Genomic DNA, 21,438 nt, shown 5'->3' with positions numbered 1-21,438 from the left:
AATAGCATTACTCACCAATCAAATCAGTTGTAAAGTCAATACTCTTAATTAAGACTCCTTTCTTAACATCAATTTCTTCATGTTCTTGGATACCGGTAGGGTATTCCCAAATTTTGAAAACTATTGTAAACTCATTATTACAATTATAACATTCTTCATATTCATATAAATGATATTCATTCACTAATTCAATACCTTTTTGTAAAGTGCTTACACATTCAAATTCGTCAAAATTAAATATGCTCTGATCAAAGTAATTGGATTTTCCACAATTTGAACATTTAATAATTAATACTTCTTCTTCCAAAACAGCTTTTGATAAATTTTCTATATTCTTATCTTCAATTTTTGTTCTAAAAAAAGTATTAGATTTATAAAGAAATTCGGGTTGATCATATATCCAAAAATCAATATTAGCATAATCATAAATTTCTTTAATTAGCTCTTCTCTAGGGTTTTTAATTTTTTTTTGGAAATTATTTTTTTCAATTTTACACCAATCTTCTTTTATGTCATTACAGATAAAGATAATTGGTTTATTTTTAGTTTTAGCAATTTCTAATATTTGCTTCCAAATTATTAAATCTCCAAATACTTGTGTCCCTTTTTTTGTTTTAGCATCTTCGTAACCAGGGGGAATACTAAATTCATATCTGTGTTTTCCCTCTTTAGTAATTTCCATAATTTCATCGAAGCTATATTCTCTACCTATAAAAAATGAGTTTTCAATTATTGCTTTTAAATCATCATTATCTTTTAGAGAAGTAATTTCTTCTTCTATTAAGTTAATTTCTTGGGAAACCTTGTTTTCAAAATTTATAAAAGAATCTTTAAAATGTTGAGTAGTTAATTTGAAATCTTGTATTGATTCTGGGTTTAAATGTGGATGTTTATCATATCTTTTTGTTGTGTTATCCAATTCCTCAATTCTATTTATGATATTATCAACTGATTCTTTAATCTTTGTGAATATATTTTTTTTAAGAGGATTATATTTTTCAGATATAGGTTTTAATATAACTTCTTCACGATTTTTTTCATATTCATAAAGCACGTGGTGAGGTATCCAAATTCTATTTTTTAAATTTTTTGAGAATAAATCATAAATCTTAACTCTCTCTTTAAAAGGTAAATAATAAAAACCTAATAGAGCGGAGGAATCGAAAACAAATATGGCTTCATGCCACATTTTTAACTCCTTATCTGAATCTAGTCTGTACATGTCCATTTGATTTCAATAATTCCAGTAAAAATAATAATTCATTATCAGTTTTCACAGCTTTTAAATAAGCGGTGCCTATTATAACACCATCTACACTGGCAAATGCCTGTTCTTTCTTTTTGCGGCTGTCTATGCCAAAGCCTATAAACAGGGGTGTGTTGCCACAGAGGTTTTTTAGTTCGGTGTAGCGGGTAGTGAGTTCTTCATTTATCCGGAAGCCCTGCCCTGTAATACTGTTTTGCCCCACCAGGTACACAAAGCTATTTTGGCAGGCCTGCGCTATGCGCTGTACCCGCTCATTGGGCGTAAGTGGCGTAATGAGAAATGTTACCGGCACGCTGTATTTTTCAAACAAGGGTTTGTATTTCGTTTCGTAAAGTTCTAAAGACAGGTCGGGTAATATGAGCGAGGCTATACCTAACTTTTGGCATCGCTGTAAAAACTTTTCAAGTCCAAACTGTAATACAGGGTTGAGGTAGCCCATGAGTACCAGTGGAATAGTAATCTCCTCCTGCATTTCTTCTAATTGTTGTAGCAGCAGTTCCAGCTTCATGCCGTTTTGTAATGCAATAGCTGAGGTTTCCTGTATTACGGGGCCATCGGCCATGGGGTCGCTAAAGGGTATACCTACCTCGGCAAAGTCCACACCAAGCTCCTGCAACTGCAATAGCTGTGGTTTAAGGCTGTTTAACTGCGGATAGCCTGCGGTTACAAAAATACTGACCTGCTTTTTATCTTTTTTAAACGGATTTGTCATAAGTTCTGAAATTTCTGCATGTAGGTATTCATGTCTTTATCGCCGCGCCCGCTAAGGTTTACCACAATCACATCATCAGGTTTTAATGTCATTTTATCCAATGCCGAAAGCGCGTGCGCACTCTCCAGCGCAGGGATAATACCTTCTGTTTTACTGAGTTCTAATGCGGCTTCCAGGGCTTCTTCATCAGTTATGGCAATAGCTTTAACCCGCCCTGTGGCAATAGTATGCGCATGCAGTGGCCCGATACCGGGATAATCCAGCCCTGCCGAAATAGAGTGTGGTTCGGTTACCTGGCCGTCTTCGTCCTGCATTAGCAGCGTCAGGCTGCCGTGCAATACGCCCGGTGTGCCTAAAATACTTGTGGCGGCAGATTTGCCTGAATTTACCCCAAACCCTGCGGCTTCAACAGCTACCAGTTCCACTTGTTTATTATCATAAAACTGGTAAAATGCTCCGGCAGCGTTACTGCCCCCGCCTACGCAGGCAATTACTTTATCAGGATAACTTTTACCTGTTTTTTCTTTAAGTTGCTGTTCTGTTTCTTTGGAGATAACCGACTGGAAATAGGCTACAATTTTAGGATAAGGGTGCGGCCCTACCACACTACCAATGAGGTAATAGGAATCAGGGTGGTTTATCCAGTGGCGTATGGCTTCATTAGTAGCATCTTTAAGGGTTTTACTACCCGAGGTTGCCGCCCTTACTTCAGCGCCCAGCATCTTCATGCGCTGCACGTTGGGCGCCTGCCGTTCAATATCTTTTTCACCCATATACACAATGCAGTTGAGCCCCATAAGGGCACATACCGTTGCTGTAGCCACACCATGCTGCCCGGCGCCGGTTTCGGCAATTATGTCGGTCTTGCCCATATGTTTCGCTAACAATATCTGCCCGACAGTGTTGTTTACCTTATGAGCGCCCGTATGGCACAGGTCTTCCCGTTTAAGGTAAATGTGTGCGTTGTACTTTTTACTCAGCCTTTCAGCATAGTACAGTGGGGTAGGGCGGCCCACGAAATCCCGAAGCAGGTTGGCATATTCGGTTTCAAAAGCTTCTGTAAAGCAATAGCTGTTAAAAGCTGCTTCCAGTGCTTCTACGTTAGGGCGCAGCAGTTCCGGAACGTATGCCCCGCCAAATTCGCCATAAAACCCTAAGGCATCGGTATCTAAATACGATTTTGTCATAATTCCATATCTTTTAAAAATTGGGCAACCCGCCCTGCATTTTTTGTTTTAGGCTGTCTTTCAAAGCGGCTATTAAGGTCGTACCCTGCAAGTTTCGGGTGGCTGAATTTTTTCAGTTCTGTTACCGATTCAATTCCTATGCCCCCGCTTAACAGGAAAGGCGTTTCGCCTTTATAATGCTGTAATACATGCCAGTCAAAGGGGATACCTGTACCGCCATGCTGCGGACTTTTGGTATCGAATAAAAAATAATCTGTAAGTCCGCTATAGGCCTTGGTTGCTTCTAAATCTTTCTCTGTGGCAATACCAAATGCTTTTATAATTTCAACACCTTTTGGTAATTGCTGAATATAATCGGGCGACTCATTGCCATGTAATTGTACTGCATGTAGCCCGTGTTTTTCAATCATGTCCTTAACTATTGGCAGGGGAGCATCTACAAATACACCTGTCTTTTTTTTATGGGTTTGCAGGGTAGTTTCAGTAAACCGTTTAGAGCCTTCAAAAAAAATGAACCCCAGGTACTCTACCCCCGGCAACGCCGCCACTTCGGTGCTGCTCTGGTTATCGGTAAGGCCGCATACTTTTACAATCATGCTACAGGTTTTTAGTGAGTTCAGCCAAATGCCCTTCCCGTAAAATACTTTCGCCAATCAGCGCGCCATGGTAACCGGCGGCCTTTAGTTTTGCTATGTCTTCGGGTGTCTTTATGCCCGATGCCGAAATCAGCGGGACATCTTTAGGCAATATATTTATCAGGTCAAACGAATGCTGTAGTGACGTATGCTGCGCTTTAAGGTCGCGGTTGTTTACAGCCACCATATCTACTTCGGGCGGAATGTAGGTAACTTCTTCACGGGTATGGACTTCATACAACACTTCAAGGCCTAAATTACGTGCTACGTTAGTAAGGTAGTTGGCTTCTTCCGGCTGAAGTACCGCACCAATTAATAATACAGCATCGGCACCATAGATTTTCGACTCATAAAGCTGTAATATATCAATAATAAACTCCTTTCTGAGTATGGGTAAAGTTGTTGCCTTCCTGCATCCTATAATATCAATAACATTACCTCCGAAATATTTGTCATCCGTTAATATAGATATACCTGCGGCTCCATTTTTATCGTAAAAAGAAGTTTGTTCTTCTACATTTAAATCGGTTTTAATATTACCCCCACTTGGCGATTTACGCTTTATTTCTGCGATAATACCAAAGCCCTTGTCAAGTATCGATTGTTTAAGAGAAATAGTCTTCCTGTTATAATTTTTAGTTTTACTAAATCCCTCTATAATCTTCCGGGTCTTTAGTTTAGCTATTTCTTCTCGCTTATTGGCAATTATTTCGTTTAAAATATTCATGCCGTTATCATTTTAAGATGGTTTATGGCTTTGCCGCCTAATATAGTCTCATGGGCTTCTGCAAAAGCCGTTTCAAAACTTTTTTCAGGACTGAATGTTTGCAATGCCAGCGCCACATTACCCGCCAGTACTGTGTTTTGTGCCTGGGTACCTTTTCCGGAGAGCAGGTTGGTGAGTATTTCCGCCGCCTTAGTTACCGAGTCCCCCCCTGATATTTCTGCAAGGGATATAGCGGTATTTTTTGGACTGTTACCCAAAAGTTCGTCGCGCTGTTGCCCCAGTATGCGGGTTACCCCTATAAAGGTAAGTTCATCAAAACCATCCATGCCATGTAAAACCGTAAATTCTTTTCGCTCATTACGCAGGGTATGCTGGTACTGCCGCGCCAGTTCTAAAGAAAATGTGCCTGTAAGCTGGTGGGTAGGGTGTGCCGGGTTTACCAAAGGCCCCATACTGTTGAAGAACGTAGCAATACCCAATGCCTTACGCAGCGGCGCCACTGCCTTTAATGCAGGGTGAAACAGTGGGGCGTGCATAAAGCAGATATTGGCACTATCTAACTGTTTTTGCAGGGTATCTTTATTATTGGTAAAGGTATAACCGAGCGACTCTAATACATTGCTTGAGCCGCACATAGAGCTTACGCCATAGTTGCCATGCTTTACCACCTTATACCCCATAGCTGCCAGTATAAATGCCGTGCAGGTAGAGATATTAAAAGTGTTTTTACCATCGCCCCCGGTACCGCATACATCTATGCTGTCGCCTACTTCAAACTGCATAGGCAAAGCCAGCTCTAACAGCGCCTCACGGAAACCGATAAGCTCTTCAAGCTGTAGCCCACGCATTTGTATGCCGGTAATTAAGGCTACCGTCTGGGCATCGTTAACCTCGCCGTTTCCTATAGCCAGCATGCATTGCCGTGCTTCGGTACGTGTTAGATGGGCATGGTTTATTATTTTATCGAGTATTTTTTTCATTTTTTATTCCCTAAATCCTTCTATTTAGAGAAGGACTTTTTATTGTAAAACATTCAAAATCTAAAATTCAGCATTTAAAATTGGTGAGGCTCTTATCCAGTTCTCTATAATCTGCCTCCCCTGGGGGGTAAGTACCGATTCCGGGTGAAACTGCACGCCTGTAGTAGGGTGGCTGGTATGCCGCAATGCCATTACAATACCATCTTCGGTCTGGGCAGTAACCTGCAGATAAGGGCTGTCTCCCTTTATAATTTTCCAGCTATGGTAGCGGCCTACCGCTATGGTTTGGGGCAACCCCTTAAACAGAGGGTCTTCTGCAATAATATGCATGTCTGTAGCCTTACCGTGCACCGGGGCAGGGCATTGCTCTAAAGTACCGCCAAACGCTTCGGCTATGGCCTGGTGCCCCAGGCATACGCCCAGTATTTTCTTTTTTCCCGAATAGCGGCGGATAACATTAAGCAGTTCCCCTGCTTCGACCGGTATGCCCGGGCCGGGTGACAGTAACAGGGCATCGCAGGTGTCCAGCTCATCATAGTCCACCTCATTGTTGCGTTGCACAACTACCTGTACATCATCTGTTTCACGTACATAGCGCACCAGGTTATATACGAAAGAATCAAAATTATCTATTATACCTATTTTCATTTTTAAGTTGTAAAGTTGAATGTTGTGATGTTATAAAGTCATTAATGACTCATTTTTAATGATATGTCAGATGAGGAAGCAGCAATGGCGCGGCGCACGGCTCCCAGTTTGTTATTAACTTCCTGCAGCTCATTTTCGGGGACCGAATCGAGTACAATGCCGGCTCCGGCGCGGTAATGCAGGGTGTTGTTTTTACTAAGTATGCTACGAATAACAATAGCCAGGTTCATTTCGCCCTGCGGACTTATAAACCCTATGGCACCGCCGTAGTAACCGCGTGGAGTACTTTCGTATTTACTGATGAGTTCCAGCGCTTTGGGCTTTGGCGTTCCTGACAGTGTACCTGCGGGAAACGTACCCGTAAATAATGACAGGGTATCTTTACCGGGCTGCATTTCGCCCATTACCTTACTAACCAGGTGGATAACATGAGAAAAATGCTGAACCTCTTTATAAGAAGCTATATGCACATTGTCGCAAAATCGGCTGAGGTCATTACGGGCAAGGTCTACCAGCATGGTGTGCTCAGCATTTTCTTTTTCGTCATGTATCAGGTTTTCAGTATTTTGTCTGTCTTTTTCGGTATTACCGGTTTTTTTGACAGTCCCTGCAATTGGGTGTATGGCGGCATGGTTGTTGTTCAGGCTCACCTGTGTTTCGGGGCTGGAACCCATCAGGCGGTAGCTTTCCATGTCGGCATAGAATAGGTAAGGGGAGGGGTTCAGCCTTCGTAATTGCCGGTAGACTTCAAAGTCGTCTCCAAAAAAATGCTGTGAAAACGGACGCGACATTACGAGCTGGAAAACATCCCCCCGGCAGATGTGAAATTTAGCTTTTTCAACCAAAGCCAGAAAATCGGCATCGGTGTCCGGGCTTTCCTCGTCATTACTGGCCTCAAAGGGCAACCGGGTAAAATTTTGCTTGCGTAGCATGCCTTCAAAATCTTCCAGACCCAATGCGTCATTTTTGTACGAATTGTGAATGATTTGCCCTGAATCACGAAAATGATCGAGCACTATGAGGTACTCAAATAATATAAACTGCGCCAGCGGCAATTCGTTTTTATCTGTCCTGTTATCGTTAACCGGTTCTTCAAAATGCGCATATTCAAAGCTAAAATAACTCAGGAAATTATTGTGCTTCACCGGATTTTCAAATTCAAACCCGGCTAAAATTTCCTGTATCTGTCCGGTTATCTTCTTCGGGTTTTTGATGAGTTGTGTTTCTTTAACCCCTTGTTTTTCAACGGTTATATCTGTTTTGTTTACAGTAACTTCTACCAATGGGTTCAGCCCGATGTATGAGGTGCTGTCTGCCCTGGAGTGGTAGTCATTACCCTCTAAAAGGCAGGGTTTACGGTAGTGGTTACGCAAGCCAAGATACAGGCCTACAGGGGTATAGAGGTCTGCATTAAAGTTATAGGTACGGGTATATATTTTCATAAATTAAGACATAAAAAAACGGCTTGCCAAATGTGACAAGCCGTTGATGCGTTATATAAGTATATGCGTGTTTAGGCAACCGTCACTGTGTTGTGAAAGTGCCACCACCATATAGTGTTTACCGTATTATTGTTTTTAGAAATCATTGAACCAAAAGTAGGGAAGTTGCTTTTAATTGCCAAATTTTAAATTGAGAAAAATCTGTTAATTATTTTTAAGTTGAGATTTTAAATAAAAAAATCCCCGCCTTAACAGGCAGGGATTCAAGAATATATATAGATGTTGTGGGTGCTTGTATATAATTACTGCTTTACAAACTGGGCTTCTATATCCATTTTTACCTCGTCACTAACCAGTACGCCACCTGTTTCAAGGGCAGCATTCCAGGTAAGGCCGAAGTCTTTACGGTTAATTTTGCCTTTGGCGCTAAAGCCTGCTTTAACATTACCAAACGGGTCTTTACCAATACCACCAAAATCTACATCAAGGGTTACAGGTTTGGTAACGCCGCGCACGGTAAGGTCTCCGGTAAGTTTATAATCGCTCTCGCTTTCTTTAGTAAAAGCGGTTGATTTAAAAGAAATTTCAGGATGCTCTCCGGTTTTAAAGAAATCATCACTTTTCAGGTGGCCGTCACGGTCTGCACTGCCTGTATTTACTGATGCTGCATCGGCAGTAAAGCTGAAAGACGCATTGTTAAAATCATCGCCTTCGGTAGTAGCCTCTGCGCTGAATTTTTCAAATTTACCCGATACATTGGTAAACATCATGTGTTTTACTTTAAATGTAATTTCTGAATGTGAAGGGTCTATAACCCATTTTGTTGTTGCCATTGTTTAATTATTTTTTGTTATAAAATATTTGACTTTTGTATATACAAATGTCGTGATAAAAAACCGACCGGGCATTGAACTATGACAAGAAAAACCAATTTTTAAGAAAGTTTTATGAATTGCGTCTGGCAATTTTTGCGCGGGTTTTACTCAGAAACTCAGCCGATATGCCCAGATAAGAGGCTATATAGTGCTGTGCCACACGCTGGGGCAGGGTAGGGTAAAGCTCAAGAAAATCAAGGTATTTATCCAAGGCGGTTTTGCTTATGGTGTTAATAAGCCGGTTTTGTGTAACCCAAAGGTGGCGTTGCAGCAATATACGGAATGCCCTTTCAAAACGCGGTGCGCGGGCAAACAGCTCCTCTTTTGTTTCGGGGTTAAAAATAAGGAATTCGCTGTCTTCCAGGGTTTCTATAAAAAGTTTACTGGGTTTCTGCTCAAAGGCGCTGAATGAAATATCTCCCACCCAGGCATCTTCTATGGCAAATTGCAAAATCACCTCAAAGCCGTTTGGGTCTATATAATATTTACGCACACAACCTTTTAATACAAAAGCCTCAAAGGCGCACATTTCGCCCTCATGCAGCATAATGGTTTTTTTAGGCACCGTTTTATATTCTAATAGCGAATTGAATATTTTTAATTCTTCTGCCGTAAAAGCTACATAGCGGCTAATGCTTTGGTTTATTTGGTTGTAGGCACTTTGCATATTGCGGAGTTTCTTACAAATATATGAGTTTAACCCCGTATTATTCTCATACTAACCTGTGTTTGGTTGTTTGGAAAGGTATAATACGGGGGCTGATAAAATACGGTTTACAGTTACTCCCTTTCCGGGGTAGGCTCCCAAAGTTCCACCTTATTTCCGTCAGGGTCATAAATCCAGGCAAATTTACCGTAAGATTCTTCCATGCGCTCCTCATCTATGCGCACGCCAGCGGCTTTAAGCTGTTGCAGTAGTTCCTCAAGGCCTTCTACCCTAAAGTTCATCATAAACTGCTGCCCCGGGCTGCCAAAATAAGTAGTGTCCTGCTTAAAAGGGGCAAACACGGTTGGCCCGGCCTCCTGTTGCCATGCCATGCCGTTAATGCCCAAATGTTTTTCATACCACTGTGCCAGCGCCTTATTATCTTTTGAGCGGAAAAACAATCCGCCAAATCCTGTTACTTTTGCCATAATTATTGTAGGTTTATGTTTGGTTTACGCTTTAAAATTGCTGCACTTATTACTGATGCTATGAGCCCTATAGGAAGTATTTCTGCATAAGTGGTGGGTATTACATACCACAGTTTTTTATAATTGGCCACCATCTCGTCCATACTGGCGGTTTCGGCTGCTATCTCTGCTGCTGTTTTGCCGGACGATTTCAGCCCTTCCAGGTAGGCTTCGGCATAATGTTGGGCAAAGTCCGGGTATACGTTATAAAGGCAGTAGAGCCATATCAAAACATATATGGTAGAAGCAATAAGGGAAATATACAGCCCTATCTGAAATGCCTTACCAAAACCAATTGTCCCACCATGTTGTTTGCGGTAATTTACTGTGGCTACAAATATGAGCGAAAAAGCGGCCAGCATAGAGGCATAACCAATCATCATGCCCGTATTCATATCTATTTCTTCATAAAAAATAGAGATAAGGTACCCTATTGTAGAAATAAAACCGGCAAGTAACCCATAAACAAGTACTGTTTTTTTCATAGTTTTTATTTTATGTTTAATACTGCAAAATTGGGGTATTCAGATAAAAACAGACTCATACTTTTGGGTGATTTTGCTTTTAAGGAGGGTAACATCATACTTTTGTGTTAGGCCTTAGGGTATAAGCATCAGGCGTTTTGCCATTTCTACCGCCTGGGTGCGCCTTTTAACTTCGAGCTTACCAAAAATTTTAGACGAATGCGTTTTTACAGTATTGAGCGATACAAAAAGGCTTTCGGCAATTTCGGCATTGCTCATCCCTTCAGACATCAGTTGCAATACTTCCAGCTCTCTTTTACTAAGGCCAAGCCGTTCTGATTCGGCCTCGTTGCATACAAATTCTTTTTGCGGCGGCATGGGCACTTTACGCTCAATAACTATTATTTCTTTTTTTGGCTTTGCGAGTTTTTGCGACAGCCAGATGCCCAACCCCATAAACAATAATGCCGTGAGGCCTATGTACATATCAAGCGAATTATTAAGTACCACAAAACGAAACTCAAACCAGCGTAGCAATAATAGTAATATTGCCAGGCTTGCGCCATATAATAAAACTTCTTTATATTTTTTTAATGTAGAAACAAGGCTCATAGTAAGGCAAATATAAATATTCTGTTGCAGATATGTTTTTGTGTGATTACTTTTGAATGATAAACCAGATTTACATGAAACTTGTACTATCTCCCGCCAAGACGCTGGATTTTGAAACAAAATTACCTGTACGTAAATATACGCAGCCTGATTTTTTAAATGAGGCAAAAGTGGTGCACAATGCCGTAAAGGATATGTCGCCAAAAGATTTAAGCGAACTGATGCATATATCTGATAAACTGGCAGAATTAAACTGGCAGCGCAACCAGGACTGGCAAACGCCTTTTACCAACAAAAATGCCAGGCCTGCTATTTATGCTTTTAACGGTGATGTATATGTGGGGCTTGATGCGTATACCATCCCCCCGAAAAAAGTAAATAAGTTACAGGATACCGTACGGATATTATCGGGGTTATACGGATTGCTAAAGCCCCTTGATTTAATACAGCCTTACAGATTGGAAATGGGTACCCAGCTACAGGTAGATGAGCATAAAAACCTGTATGAATTTTGGAAAGAACAGGTTACCGCGGCGCTAAATGAGGAATTAAAAGATAATGAGTTATTTTTAAACCTTGCCAGCCAGGAATATTTTGGCGCCATAGATGAAAAGGCTTTAAAAGTACCGGTTATTACCCCGGAATTTAAAGATTATAAAGATGGCAACCTTCGTATGGTAAGCTTTTTTGCCAAAAAAGCGCGTGGCATGATGGCACGCTATATTGTTGATAATAATGTAAAAACCCTGAAGGCCCTGAAAGGTTTTAATTATGAAGGTTATGCCTTTGATGCTAAATTAAGCAAAGGCAACACGTTGGTATTTACAAGATAACAAAAAAGCCCAAACGGGCTTTTTTACGGTTGCTGTTCTATAGTAATATCGTATCCGTAAAATAATCCGGAACTGCCAATGTCAAAACGCAGCTCCAGTGCATTATACTCATCAAGGTAATCTACCATGTGTGCCTTGCCTTCCTGGCCTGCAATAGTTATAGTAAACACATTTCCGGTGGTTTGGTAGGTGCCAGTTGTAAGAGGTATTTGATTGTGTATATCCCCGTTATTGTCGCAATAATTATATACATCTACCGAGCCATCTGCGTTAAAACTATAGTAGTAATTAGCTTCTGCTATAATATCATTTTCACAATTACTTGTAATTATATAGTCAGAAGTGCTTATCTGTTTGGTTCTCCAATCCCCGTTTACCGTTCCGGTGTAGGGATTATGCAGGCCATTGTCAACATCATTATTGTCATCATCAGAGCAGGCGGTAAAACAGCCTAATGTAAGTAGTACTAAAAATATCTTTTTCATAGCAAATTTATAACCTCAAAAATACAGGCAGAAATCTTTAAAAATACCTAATAAAAATTTAAAAATTTGCTAAACTTAGTTTTGCATATACAGCTTCATGTTAATGCAAAAAAATACCGGTTGCAAGAACTATATTACATAGCCAAACAACCGGCAACCAAAACAATTAACACTTATTTAATGCATTGCATCAGACACATCTACTTTTGCCTTACCTTGTTTTACAAGTAGTATAAAAGGTATACAGATTAAAAATAGTATGCCCAGATACATAAATATATCCATATAAGAAAGTACTGTTGCCTGCTTCATCACCGCACCATTCATGGCGGCATAGGCTTTATCAAGCGCTTCGTTATAGGTAAAACCTCTGGACATAAAGCCGGAAGTTAGCTGCTTTACCCGTTGCTGTACTTCAAAGTCGGTTATGCTTTCGTGCGATACCAGGTTTACCCTGTGCATTTGAGAAAAACGTGTAATAAAGGTACTGATGATGGCAATACCAAACGATCCTCCCAACTGCCGCGTCATACCTGTAAATGCTGCACCTTCGCCAATACTTTTTCCCTGTAGGGTAGAGAGTGACATGGTGGTAATGGGCACAAACAACAACCCCAACCCAACACCGCGCAATATCAGCGGCCAGAAAAAATGTTCTGCGCCCGTATCCGGCGTCATTACATTATGCATCCAGTAGGCAAAGAAAAAGAACACAAGGAAACCTGCAGCTACCATATAAGTCTGTTTTACGCCACGCTGTATCATCTGCCCAATTATAGGCATCATAAAAGCAGTAGTAAGCGAGCTTGGTATAAGCAGCATACCGGCATCAAGGGCCGTCCATCCTAAAATAGACTGTGTATATATGGGTATGATAAAGGTTGAGCCATATAATCCGAAGCCCAGTATAAAAGTCATTATAGTACCAATACGCAGGTTACTGTCTTTTAAAACCCTAAGGTTTACAATTGGGTGTTCATATACCATTTCACGCCATATAAAGGCAATCAGGCCAAACAGGCTTACAACGCTTAATGTTATAATAGAAGAGTCTTCAAACCAGTCATCCTGTTGGCCATGTTCTAATACAAACTGTAGGGATCCGATGAATGAGGCGAGGAAAAGAATACCCCACCAGTCCACCTGGTCTGCCCGCATTTTTTCGCCATACTTTGGGCTTTTTACATAAATCAGTGTAAGCATGGTGGCAATAATACCCAGCGGCACATTAATATAAAATATATAAGGCCAGCTCCAGTTATCAACAATCCAGCCCCCAAGCGGCGGGCCAAGCGTTGGGCCAACAATTACCCCCATACCATAAATGGCCTGTGCCATACCGCGCTTTTCGGCAGGGTAACTCTCGGTAATAATGGTTTGTGCTGTTACCAACAGGGCACCACCACCCATACCCTGTATAAACCGGAAAATTACAAGCTCCCATATACCGGTGGCATTACCACACAAAAATGATGATACGGTAAAAATTATAATAGATGCCGCAAAGTAATTCCGCCGCCCAAACTGCTGGGAAAGCCAGCTTGTCATGGGTATAATTATTACGTTTGCAATGGCGTAGGCAGTAATAACCCATGCCACATCGGTTAGCGTGGCGCCAAGGCTGCCCCGCATTTCATTTAAGGCAACGTTTACTATGGTAGTATCTACAATTTCGAGCAGGGCACACAGTACCGCCGTTATCGTAATGATAACCCGCCTGAAGCCATATTCTACCAAGTCGTTGCTTACAGTTGCTGCTCCTGCCATAGTATTATTTTAAGTGCACATCCACATCCACGTTCATTCCCGGGCGAAGCAGTGCAATATTTTCTTTTTTGTTATTTTCAGTCAGGGTGATTTTTACAGGCACACGTTGTATGGTTTTTACAAAGTTACCCGTAGCATTATCCGGAGGCAGTAAAGAAAAGCGCGCCCCTGTTGCCGGGCTGAAAGAGCTTACCACACCCTCAAACTCAATGTCAGGGTATGCATCGGCTTCAATGGTTACTTTTTGGCCTTCCTGCATTTTTGCAAGCTGTGTTTCTTTAAAATTAGCCACTACCCAGGCTGATTCACTGCTTATAATATAAAACAACGCCTGCCCCGGTTGCACCAGTTGCCCCGGCTGCACATCAATTGCGCTTAGTTGCCCATCTACAGCAGCTGTAACCACAGTGTAGTCCAGGTTAAGTTTTGCTGCATCAAGCGCAGCCTGTGCTTTGCTTATATTAGCCTGCGCCACATCGGTTTGCTTTGCCGATACATTACTTCGGGAAACACTGGCATTGCGTTGCGACCTGCTGGCGGCTTCGGCCTGTTGCAGTGCGCTTAAGTCGGCCTGAGCTTCTTTCATGGTAGCCTCAGCCTGCTCAAACTGTTGTTTGGTTATCGACTTATTTTTATACAGGTTCTGGTAACGTTCAAAATCATTAGTAGCCCTCCACAACCTTACTTTTGCAGCCTCTATATTCTGTTTAGATGATGCAATGTTAGCATCGCTTACCGCTACTCCTGCCGATGCACCGCCTATATCGGCCTTGGCGGCCTCAAAACTGCTTTGTGCTGCGGCCAGTGCTGCTTTAGCTTCTTCAACCCTTACTACATAATCTTTATCATCTATTACAAAAAGGGTATCGCCTTTTTTTACCTGCTGGTTATCTTTTACATATATTTTGGTAATATACCCGGTAACACGCGGTATAATGGGCGACATGTTTTTTTCTATCTGGGCATCGTCTGTAGTTTCATGCGCCAGTGAGTGCAGGTATTTATACGTTCCGTACCCCGCACCCAAAACTACCAGTACGATAAGTATTATAAGAAACTTTTTATTTGTTTTTTTCTTTTCCATGATTATTAATTGTTTTTGGTAATGTTAAAAGAGTTAGTTAATGTGCCCGATGCATTAAGCAATTCATAATAGCGTTGTGTAATATCTGCCTTACTAAACGTTTCATCAAGCTTTGCCTGTAGCTGCTGCACATCGGCTTCAAGCAGGTCATTAGTATCTACCAGTCCGTTATCATATTTATCCTTTACTATACGGTAATTTTCAGCGGCCTGTTCTACAGCCTTTGTGTATACCCTGTTTTGTTTAATGGCAAAGGCATAGTTTTCTATAGCGGTTTTCACCTCTACCTTAACCTGTTCGGTTTGCAGGTCAAGTTGTTGTTGCACTTCATTCCTGCGGCTCTCTGCAGCTTTTACTTTTTTACCGTTTTTATACAGACTTGCCAGGTCATAAGAAAGGCCAACGCCCACATTGGCGGCATTATATACTTCAACAAAATTGGGTACATTAAGGTAAACATAACCGGCAGCTAAAGAAATGGCAGGATAATAATCTGCCTTTACGGCCTTAATATTATTCTCTGCCGCTTTTTCTGCATAACGCAATGCTTCAAGGTCGCTACGCTGAGCAATAGCACTGCTTTCATTAACAGGTATCTCGCTTGTATTGTTTATAAAATAATCTTCATCAATGGCTATTTGTGTGCCTTCAGGCAAATGAAGCAGGGTAACAAGCTGGTAGTTAATGGTAACTACATTTTTTTTAGCTTCTTCCATGCTTACTTCAATATTGCTGGCCTGTAGTTGTGCCTTCAATAAATCATTACGGGCAAGCAAGCCGTTTTCTTCCATAGCGCTAAAATCATTAACACGCTGGTTGGCGCTTTTAAGGTTCTCAGCTATAAGGCTAACCGATTGTTGTGCCTTATACAGGTTACTATAAAGCGCTATGGTTTGCAGGGCAATCTGCTCTTTGGTATTGGCAGCATTAAAGGTTTCGGCCTTATAATTATTTTCGCTTGCCGCAATGCCGTTTTTTATTTTACCCCCTGCAAAAACAGGAAGGCTTGCGTTAGCCAGCCCAAACATGGCACTGTTAACTGTTGGGGTAGAGGAACCGTTTCCGGAATCGCCGGAATCACCGCTGTCTCCGGAACTGCCGCCGCCTGTTTTAAGTTTAATGGTAGGGTCAGATACCCGTAAGTACTGCCCTGAAACGGTAAATGAGGGATAGGCATTGTTTTTTGAATTAGCCAATTCCATCTTAGAGGTTTCAACTCTTGTGTCGGCAAGGTTTGCCCCGGTGCTTTTAGCTACTGCCATGTTTACAGCCTCATCCAACGAAAGGGTTTGCTTTTGCTGTGCCTGCATCAGGGCACAGGCAAAAATAATGGCCAATTGCAGTAAATGTTTAATTTTCATGTAATAATAGCGCTTTAATTGTTTGTTTAATATGCTGTGTCAATTCATTTGTAACATAACTTTCAAAAGTCTCTTCGGTATCTAACTGCATGGTTTTTTCATAATACAGCCTGTTAGACCTAAAGTGTACAAGGGTGCCCAGTATAGTGGTAGGTATAAGGGCTATATTTACATTTTTGGTAAAAATGCCCTGTTCCTGGCCTTCTTCAATTATCTTTTTAAATATTTCACTGTTTTGTTTTTTTACCTCCATAAAGCTTTCCATATTCATAATCCTTTTTTTTGTAGAAAGCTCAAAATGCATAATCTGGTACATGCATTTGTTTTTATTAATACGTGAAATATAAAGGTCTACCAGCCTGTTCACTTTTTCAAGTGGCGAAAGGTCTTCCTTAAAAATAGTTTCAAGCTGCATCTTCATGCCCGATGTACGATACATTATCAAGGCTTCCAAAAGCTTCTCTTTAGACCCAAAGTAGTAGGATATCATAGCGATATTCACTCCGGCTTCTTTGGCTATACTTCTTATAGAGGTGCCATCAAAACCTTCTTCTGCAAACAGTTTCTCTGCAGTTTGTAATATATCGGTTTGCTTGTCATTAAATTCTGTCATAAACCACGTTCTTAAAAATCCGACACAAAATTAAACAAACGTTTAATTTAAACAATCGTTTAAATGTTTCCTTAACGTATTATTAACATATATCGGTTTCGCTGATGCGGATGGAATTAACAATTATTTAAGATGTAAAATCTACTGATTTAGTAGGGTAGTGCAAATAAATTTTTTAAATTTGATTTATTCAATTAAAATTATGGCCTGTGCACATATAGTAATAGCTTATATATGTTGTCCCTTATCGTAAAGGGGCAATGCAGGCGCTATATGGGACACTGCATAATAACATAAAGCTCCTCTGTTTGTAAAAGAGGGGCTTTTTTATTTTAATCTATGAAACATCCTGTATATACGGCAAATTATTTAAAGTCGGGTATTTTGCCCGATAAGGCTAAAACGGCCTATTGGGTAGAAGCTTTTTTTGAATGGCTGTTCTGCATTGGCCCACAATATGCCGACTATGATTATTTTATTAAAAAGGAAACTGAATTGCATACACTATTTGAGCAGTTGCTGATTCAGGCAGGGATGGGGGAGCACAAAGCTGGAGATATTGTTAAAGCCCTCAATGATAATGTGATGCACCTGCATCAAAAGCTTGAAGACGACCTGAAGGCGATTTTTGAGTTTGACCCGGCGGCTAAATCCCGCAATGAAGTTTTGGTATCTTATCCTGGTTTTTTTGCCATAGCCGTATACCGGCTGGCTCATGAACTCTGGATAAGGCAAGTGCCGTTATTGCCCCGCATGCTTAGCGAATATGTGCATGGCAAAACAGGTATAGATATTCATCCCGGGGCGCAAATTGGCACACGTTTTTTTATAGACCATGGCACAGGGGTGGTTATAGGCGAAACCTGTATAATTGGCAACGATGTAAAAATATACCAGGGAGTAACACTGGGGGCTTTAAGCGTAGCTAAAGAAGAAGCCTCTGTAAAGCGACACCCTACCATTAGCGATAATGTTACCATATATGCCAATGCTACCATACTTGGAGGCAGTACAGTAATTGGCAAAGGCAGTATAATTGGGGGTAATGTGTGGATAACACACGCAATACCCCAAAACTCTTTGGTATACCATAAAAGTGAAGCTACAATAAAAAGCAGGGATGTATTTCCTGAACCTATAAATTTTATAATATAAAATACTATTTACTTATGAAAGCAGGTAACATTTTAGAAACCATAGGCAACACGCCGCATGTAAAACTCGATACACTTTTTAAAGGCCATAACGTGTGGATTAAACTGGAACGCACTAACCCGGGCAGCAGCATTAAAGACAGGATTGCTCTGGCAATGGTAGAAGATGCCGAAGCCAAAGGCATATTAAAACCGGATAGTGTTATTATAGAGCCTACCAGCGGCAATACAGGTATTGGCCTGGCGCTTGTGGCAGCGGTAAAAGGCTATAAGCTAATACTGGTAATGCCGGAGAGTATGAGTGTGGAGCGCAGGAAACTGATGTCTATTTACGGGGCAGAATTTGAACTTACCCCGCGCGAAAAAGGTATGAAAGGCGCTATAGAAAAAGCGGCAGAGCTTACTGCCAATACACCCAATGCGTGGTCTCCCAGCCAGTTTGATAACCCAGCTAATGTTGATGTGCACAGGCTCACCACCGCACAGGAAATTATAGCTGATTTTCCTGAAGGGATAGATTACCTGATAACCGGTGTGGGTACCGGGGGGCACATAACAGGTGTTGCCGAAGTATTGAAAGAGAAATTTCCGGACATTAAAGTATTTGCCGTAGAGCCGGAGGCTTCTCCTGTATTAAGCGGCGGATCACCTGGGCCACACCCTATACAGGGCATAGGGGCTGGTTTTATACCGTCAATTTATAATAGTGATGTAATAGACGGCACCATACAGGTGGGCAAAGACGAGGCCTTTGAATTTTCGCGTAATCTTGCTAAGCAAGAAGGCATACTGGCCGGTATAAGTACCGGGGCTTCTTTAGCGGCGGTGAGTAAAAAGCTGTCTGAAATTCCCGAAGGCGCAACCGTGCTTACCTTTAATTATGATACCGGTGAGCGTTACCTTTCGGTAGAAGGGTACTTCTCTTAATGGAGTAGGAATTATTTGATTATATAACATAAAAAAGCCCCGCACTGCGGGGCTTTTATTGTTTACCTAAATCTAAAATTAAAACTTCAGTGTTACTGCAAGCTCAAACTCGTCATAAATAACTTTATCTCCAAGACCGTCAAAAATACTGCCTGAATTATACTCAATACCGTATTTTGTTCTGTCGATATTAAAGTTAGTGGTAGCAAAATCTTTACCAACAGTAAGGTCAAACGTTACGGGTTTAGTAATGTTTTTAATAGTAAGGTCGGCAGTAACGGCATATATACCGGCTGATTTTTCTTTAACTGACTTAAATACCAGTGTTGAGGTTTTATATTTGTCAGTACCAAAAAAGTCTTCTGCTTTAAGGTGGCCTTCCAGTTTGCCTTTATATTCGCCTTCAAGGTCTGTTACGTTAACAGATGTCATATCAACTGTAAAGCTCCCCCCTGTAAGTTTTCCGCCTTTAAAAGTAAGTGCACCATCTTTAAATTTCATAGTACCAGAATGCTGGCCTGTTACTTTTTTACCTACCCACTCAATAGTACTGGCAGAAGTATTTATTTTTTTAGTTTGTGCGGTAGTGGCAAAAGATGATAATACAGCCACAAATGCAATAGCAACAGTTTTTAGATTTTTCATTGTTTTTAAAATTTGAATAGGGTTTATTAAATAGTTATAAATAATTCTTGTTTAGGTTTACGCACCTTTTCAAGGTGTTGCATGGCATCTTCATCATGCCTGTAGCCAATAGCTGCTACTACAACGGCATTCAGGCCTTTTTTGTCAAGTTCCAGTATTTCATTAATTTTTACCGCATCAAAACCTTCCATAGGTGTGGCATCAATTTTCAGTACGGCAGCACTATTTATAAGTGTGCTTAGCGCTAAGTAAGTTTGTTTGGCAGTCCATATGTTTTTTTGCTCATCACTCTGGCCATCCAGGTACCCTTTAATATAGTCGCCAAAACCGGCTACTTCTTCGCGTGGCACACCGCGTGTTTCAATAATATTATTAATAAAATCATCTACCTGTTCAGCGCCAACATTTACTTCATTTGCAAAAATAAAAAGGTGCGATGCATCTTTAAAGATATTTTTATTGTTACCGCTTGCAGCTTCGGCCAGTTTTTCTTTAACATCCTGGCTTTCTATAACCACTATGCGGTAAGGCTGCAATCCTAATGATGATACACTTAACTGTACAGCATCTTTAAGTAATTCAAGTTCCTCTGCGGTAACTTTTTTATCATTGTATTTTTTTGTAGCATAACGCCACTGCAAACTTTCAATGTAATTTTTCATATATAAGGTTTAGTATTAATTGATAAATTATCCTCTTAGTTTTTCAAGCAGTATATTAAGCTGTTCTAATTCAGTATCGGTTAAGTTATCGGTAAAAAACTCATGGTTTTTGTTAACTTTCGGGTCAAGCTCTGTTAGTAAATCCAACCCTTTTTGTGTTATGCCAATTTCCATTTTGCGGCGGTTTGTAGGGCAAACTTCCCGGGTAACAAATCCTTTGAGCAGTAATTTATCTACCAGCCGTGTAGTGTTACTGGTACGGGCTATCATGCGCTCCTGTATAACGCACATGTTGGCAGGCTTGCCCTTTTGGCCCCTTAATATTCGTAACACGTTAAATTGCTCTGCAGAAAGGTCATACACTTTCAAAAGCTCATTAAAATTTTCTGCCAGCACATTTTGGGTATACATAAGGTTAAGCACGGTTTTTTGTGCCAATGGCATGGTATTAACCGATTTTAATACTTCTTCAATTTTCATTTGTACTTACAAAATTTGTTGTTACAAATGTATAACAATTATTTGTATATACAAATATTGAGGTTAAAAATTTTATTCTTAGTTCATAGTGCCCATATTTTACTTAATTTAGTAGCTCAATTACTTTTACAGTGAAAAATATTTTAAAAATATTGCTTATAGTACTGTTTATTGCCTTTTGTAGTTATACCGCAACAGATGCGCAACAGACCCAAACTAAAAATAGTATAGCGCTGCCCAAAATGCAGGGTGAACCCAAACCTCTTAAAATATACAGCAACGGAAAAACATCGGTTAAAGCATACGATTTTGAAGGATTAGAGTATTTTCTTAACCAAAAAAATGATACTACTTATGTAGTAAACTTCTGGGCTACGTGGTGTGTGCCCTGTGTAGAAGAACTACCGAATTTTGAAAAGGTAAATGCCGAACTCAAAAAGGATAAAGTAAAAGTAATACTGGTGAGTCTTGATATGGTAAAAATGATAGAGAGCAGGCTGTTGCCTTTTATAGAAAACAAACAGTTGCAAAGCCAGGTGCTTTTATTGCGCGACCCCGACTCTAACAGCTGGATACCCAAGATAAGCAAGAGTTGGAGCGGTGCCATACCTGCTACGGTTATTTATAATAAAACCAAGCGGAAATTTTATGAGCAGTCCTTTACCTATGAGGAGCTTAAAAATGAAATTATAAAATTTAAATAAA

At 40.6% G+C, this 21,438-nt stretch carries 25 protein-coding genes; 4 read left to right on the top strand and 21 right to left on the bottom strand.

The genetic code is table 11. The features are described 5' to 3' along the window. Window positions 1-7: 7 nt before the first annotated feature. From ABS766_RS00815 to ABS766_RS00755, 13 genes are all read right to left on the bottom strand, one after another. The gene (locus ABS766_RS00815; protein WP_408083175.1) at window positions 8-1,222 is read right to left on the bottom strand and encodes a PIN-like domain-containing protein; all 1,215 of its coding nucleotides are present in this window, start codon (window positions 1,220-1,222) and stop codon (window positions 8-10) included. Next, window positions 1,200-1,979, bottom strand: coding sequence for a tryptophan synthase subunit alpha (gene trpA / locus ABS766_RS00810; RefSeq protein ID WP_408083174.1), 780 nt, complete (start codon window positions 1,977-1,979; stop codon window positions 1,200-1,202). Before trpA ends, ABS766_RS00815 begins: the two co-directional genes overlap by 23 nt. Then, window positions 1,976-3,166, bottom strand: coding sequence for a tryptophan synthase subunit beta (gene trpB, locus ABS766_RS00805; RefSeq protein ID WP_408083173.1), 1,191 nt, complete (start codon window positions 3,164-3,166; stop codon window positions 1,976-1,978). Before trpB ends, trpA begins: the two co-directional genes overlap by 4 nt. Next, window positions 3,163-3,762, bottom strand: a complete 600-nt coding sequence (locus ABS766_RS00800) for a phosphoribosylanthranilate isomerase (protein WP_408083172.1) — start codon at window positions 3,760-3,762, stop codon at window positions 3,163-3,165. Before ABS766_RS00800 ends, trpB begins: the two co-directional genes overlap by 4 nt. A 1-nt stretch (window position 3,763) precedes the next feature. Continuing rightward, complete coding sequence (locus tag ABS766_RS00795; RefSeq protein WP_408083171.1) at window positions 3,764-4,528, bottom strand: indole-3-glycerol phosphate synthase TrpC; 765 nt, start codon at window positions 4,526-4,528, stop codon at window positions 3,764-3,766. Further along, window positions 4,525-5,508: an anthranilate phosphoribosyltransferase gene (gene trpD, locus ABS766_RS00790; protein WP_408083170.1), complete on the bottom strand. Its 984-nt coding sequence runs from the start codon at window positions 5,506-5,508 to the stop codon at window positions 4,525-4,527. Before trpD ends, ABS766_RS00795 begins: the two co-directional genes overlap by 4 nt. 60 nt (window positions 5,509-5,568) lie before the next feature. Beyond that, the gene (locus ABS766_RS00785; protein WP_408083169.1) at window positions 5,569-6,156 is read right to left on the bottom strand and encodes an anthranilate synthase component II; all 588 of its coding nucleotides are present in this window, start codon (window positions 6,154-6,156) and stop codon (window positions 5,569-5,571) included. Window positions 6,157-6,197: 41 nt separating this feature from the next. After that, complete coding sequence (locus tag ABS766_RS00780; RefSeq protein WP_408083168.1) at window positions 6,198-7,598, bottom strand: anthranilate synthase component I family protein; 1,401 nt, start codon at window positions 7,596-7,598, stop codon at window positions 6,198-6,200. A gap of 302 nt (window positions 7,599-7,900) precedes the next feature. Then, a complete protein-coding gene (locus ABS766_RS00775) occupies window positions 7,901-8,431 on the bottom strand; it encodes a YceI family protein (RefSeq protein ID WP_408083167.1) in 531 nt (176 codons plus the stop codon). 112 nt (window positions 8,432-8,543) lie between these two features. Then, complete coding sequence (locus ABS766_RS00770; RefSeq protein WP_408083166.1) at window positions 8,544-9,140, bottom strand: Crp/Fnr family transcriptional regulator; 597 nt, start codon at window positions 9,138-9,140, stop codon at window positions 8,544-8,546. A gap of 113 nt (window positions 9,141-9,253) precedes the next feature. Further along, entirely contained in the window at window positions 9,254-9,607 is a 354-nt protein-coding gene (locus tag ABS766_RS00765) for a VOC family protein (RefSeq protein WP_408083165.1), read from the bottom strand. Window positions 9,608-9,609: 2 nt separating this feature from the next. Beyond that, on the bottom strand, window positions 9,610-10,131 hold the full coding sequence (locus ABS766_RS00760; RefSeq protein WP_408083164.1) for a DUF4199 domain-containing protein: 522 nt from the start codon (window positions 10,129-10,131) through the stop codon (window positions 9,610-9,612). A gap of 114 nt (window positions 10,132-10,245) precedes the next feature. Continuing rightward, window positions 10,246-10,722 (bottom strand): response regulator transcription factor, encoded by a 477-nt coding sequence (locus tag ABS766_RS00755; RefSeq protein WP_408083163.1) that lies wholly within the window; start codon window positions 10,720-10,722, stop codon window positions 10,246-10,248. A gap of 74 nt (window positions 10,723-10,796) precedes the next feature. Between ABS766_RS00755 and yaaA the strand changes: the two genes are divergently transcribed. Continuing rightward, a complete protein-coding gene (yaaA, locus tag ABS766_RS00750; RefSeq protein WP_408083162.1) occupies window positions 10,797-11,555 on the top strand; it encodes a peroxide stress protein YaaA in 759 nt (252 codons plus the stop codon). A gap of 23 nt (window positions 11,556-11,578) precedes the next feature. Here yaaA and ABS766_RS00745 read toward each other — a convergent pair whose 3' ends face one another. From ABS766_RS00745 to ABS766_RS00725, 5 genes are all read right to left on the bottom strand, one after another. Beyond that, window positions 11,579-12,040: a hypothetical protein gene (locus ABS766_RS00745; protein ID WP_408083161.1), complete on the bottom strand. Its 462-nt coding sequence runs from the start codon at window positions 12,038-12,040 to the stop codon at window positions 11,579-11,581. Between the two features lie 177 nt (window positions 12,041-12,217). Next, entirely contained in the window at window positions 12,218-13,807 is a 1,590-nt protein-coding gene (locus ABS766_RS00740; RefSeq protein WP_408083160.1) for a DHA2 family efflux MFS transporter permease subunit, read from the bottom strand. A 4-nt stretch (window positions 13,808-13,811) separates the two neighbouring features. Next, a complete protein-coding gene (locus ABS766_RS00735) occupies window positions 13,812-14,891 on the bottom strand; it encodes an HlyD family secretion protein (protein ID WP_408083159.1) in 1,080 nt (359 codons plus the stop codon). Window positions 14,892-14,896: 5 nt separating this feature from the next. Beyond that, window positions 14,897-16,252 carry a TolC family protein gene (locus tag ABS766_RS00730; RefSeq protein WP_408083158.1) on the bottom strand — a complete coding sequence of 452 codons (1,356 nt, stop codon included), beginning with the start codon at window positions 16,250-16,252 and terminating at the stop codon, window positions 14,897-14,899. After that, window positions 16,242-16,865, bottom strand: a complete 624-nt coding sequence (locus ABS766_RS00725) for a TetR/AcrR family transcriptional regulator (protein ID WP_408083157.1) — start codon at window positions 16,863-16,865, stop codon at window positions 16,242-16,244. The genes ABS766_RS00730 and ABS766_RS00725 overlap by 11 nt, the downstream gene beginning before the upstream one ends. Window positions 16,866-17,204: 339 nt before the next feature. Between ABS766_RS00725 and epsC the strand changes: the two genes are divergently transcribed. Both epsC and cysK read left to right on the top strand, forming a co-directional pair. After that, window positions 17,205-18,020 carry a serine O-acetyltransferase EpsC gene (epsC, locus tag ABS766_RS00720; RefSeq protein WP_408083156.1) on the top strand — a complete coding sequence of 272 codons (816 nt, stop codon included), beginning with the start codon at window positions 17,205-17,207 and terminating at the stop codon, window positions 18,018-18,020. A 14-nt stretch (window positions 18,021-18,034) separates the two neighbouring features. Continuing rightward, window positions 18,035-18,946: a cysteine synthase A gene (gene cysK, locus ABS766_RS00715; protein ID WP_408083155.1), complete on the top strand. Its 912-nt coding sequence runs from the start codon at window positions 18,035-18,037 to the stop codon at window positions 18,944-18,946. A gap of 78 nt (window positions 18,947-19,024) precedes the next feature. Here the strand turns inward: cysK and ABS766_RS00710 are convergent, their stop codons facing one another. Genes ABS766_RS00710 through ABS766_RS00700 form a run of 3 tightly spaced genes read right to left on the bottom strand, consistent with a single transcriptional unit; the run spans window position 19,025 to window position 20,733 of the window. Beyond that, window positions 19,025-19,591, bottom strand: coding sequence for a YceI family protein (locus ABS766_RS00710; RefSeq protein WP_408083154.1), 567 nt, complete (start codon window positions 19,589-19,591; stop codon window positions 19,025-19,027). 26 nt (window positions 19,592-19,617) lie between these two features. After that, entirely contained in the window at window positions 19,618-20,253 is a 636-nt protein-coding gene (locus tag ABS766_RS00705) for an NAD(P)H-dependent oxidoreductase (RefSeq protein WP_408083153.1), read from the bottom strand. 27 nt (window positions 20,254-20,280) lie between these two features. Then, window positions 20,281-20,733, bottom strand: a complete 453-nt coding sequence (locus tag ABS766_RS00700; RefSeq protein ID WP_408083152.1) for a MarR family winged helix-turn-helix transcriptional regulator — start codon at window positions 20,731-20,733, stop codon at window positions 20,281-20,283. Between the two features lie 131 nt (window positions 20,734-20,864). Here ABS766_RS00700 and ABS766_RS00695 point away from each other — a divergent pair, with 131 nt between their 5' ends. Further along, window positions 20,865-21,437, top strand: coding sequence for a TlpA family protein disulfide reductase (locus ABS766_RS00695; RefSeq protein ID WP_408083151.1), 573 nt, complete (start codon window positions 20,865-20,867; stop codon window positions 21,435-21,437). Window position 21,438 lies beyond the last annotated feature (1 nt).

It is taken from the genome of Flavobacterium rhizosphaerae (genome assembly GCF_046000445.1).
Taxonomy (GTDB): domain Bacteria; phylum Bacteroidota; class Bacteroidia; order Flavobacteriales; family Flavobacteriaceae; genus Flavobacterium; species Flavobacterium rhizosphaerae.
This window is presented reverse-complemented; position numbering and strand designations above follow the sequence as displayed.

Coding starts and splice junctions, on each gene's coding strand:
- ABS766_RS00815 (WP_408083175.1), bottom strand. CDS start 1,222: ATGTACAGACTAGATTCAGATAAGGAGTTAAAAATGTGGCATGAAGCC.
- trpA (WP_408083174.1), bottom strand. CDS start 1,979: ATGACAAATCCGTTTAAAAAAGATAAAAAGCAGGTCAGTATTTTTGTA.
- trpB (WP_408083173.1), bottom strand. CDS start 3,166: ATGACAAAATCGTATTTAGATACCGATGCCTTAGGGTTTTATGGCGAA.
- ABS766_RS00800 (WP_408083172.1), bottom strand. CDS start 3,762: ATGATTGTAAAAGTATGCGGCCTTACCGATAACCAGAGCAGCACCGAA.
- ABS766_RS00795 (WP_408083171.1), bottom strand. CDS start 4,528: ATGAATATTTTAAACGAAATAATTGCCAATAAGCGAGAAGAAATAGCT.
- trpD (WP_408083170.1), bottom strand. CDS start 5,508: ATGAAAAAAATACTCGATAAAATAATAAACCATGCCCATCTAACACGT.
- ABS766_RS00785 (WP_408083169.1), bottom strand. CDS start 6,156: ATGAAAATAGGTATAATAGATAATTTTGATTCTTTCGTATATAACCTG.
- ABS766_RS00780 (WP_408083168.1), bottom strand. CDS start 7,598: ATGAAAATATATACCCGTACCTATAACTTTAATGCAGACCTCTATACC.
- ABS766_RS00775 (WP_408083167.1), bottom strand. CDS start 8,431: ATGGCAACAACAAAATGGGTTATAGACCCTTCACATTCAGAAATTACA.
- ABS766_RS00770 (WP_408083166.1), bottom strand. CDS start 9,140: ATGCAAAGTGCCTACAACCAAATAAACCAAAGCATTAGCCGCTATGTA.
- ABS766_RS00765 (WP_408083165.1), bottom strand. CDS start 9,607: ATGGCAAAAGTAACAGGATTTGGCGGATTGTTTTTCCGCTCAAAAGAT.
- ABS766_RS00760 (WP_408083164.1), bottom strand. CDS start 10,131: ATGAAAAAAACAGTACTTGTTTATGGGTTACTTGCCGGTTTTATTTCT.
- ABS766_RS00755 (WP_408083163.1), bottom strand. CDS start 10,722: ATGAGCCTTGTTTCTACATTAAAAAAATATAAAGAAGTTTTATTATAT.
- yaaA (WP_408083162.1), top strand. CDS start 10,797: ATGAAACTTGTACTATCTCCCGCCAAGACGCTGGATTTTGAAACAAAA.
- ABS766_RS00745 (WP_408083161.1), bottom strand. CDS start 12,040: ATGAAAAAGATATTTTTAGTACTACTTACATTAGGCTGTTTTACCGCC.
- ABS766_RS00740 (WP_408083160.1), bottom strand. CDS start 13,807: ATGGCAGGAGCAGCAACTGTAAGCAACGACTTGGTAGAATATGGCTTC.
- ABS766_RS00735 (WP_408083159.1), bottom strand. CDS start 14,891: ATGGAAAAGAAAAAAACAAATAAAAAGTTTCTTATAATACTTATCGTA.
- ABS766_RS00730 (WP_408083158.1), bottom strand. CDS start 16,252: ATGAAAATTAAACATTTACTGCAATTGGCCATTATTTTTGCCTGTGCC.
- ABS766_RS00725 (WP_408083157.1), bottom strand. CDS start 16,865: ATGACAGAATTTAATGACAAGCAAACCGATATATTACAAACTGCAGAG.
- epsC (WP_408083156.1), top strand. CDS start 17,205: ATGAAACATCCTGTATATACGGCAAATTATTTAAAGTCGGGTATTTTG.
- cysK (WP_408083155.1), top strand. CDS start 18,035: ATGAAAGCAGGTAACATTTTAGAAACCATAGGCAACACGCCGCATGTA.
- ABS766_RS00710 (WP_408083154.1), bottom strand. CDS start 19,591: ATGAAAAATCTAAAAACTGTTGCTATTGCATTTGTGGCTGTATTATCA.
- ABS766_RS00705 (WP_408083153.1), bottom strand. CDS start 20,253: ATGAAAAATTACATTGAAAGTTTGCAGTGGCGTTATGCTACAAAAAAA.
- ABS766_RS00700 (WP_408083152.1), bottom strand. CDS start 20,733: ATGAAAATTGAAGAAGTATTAAAATCGGTTAATACCATGCCATTGGCA.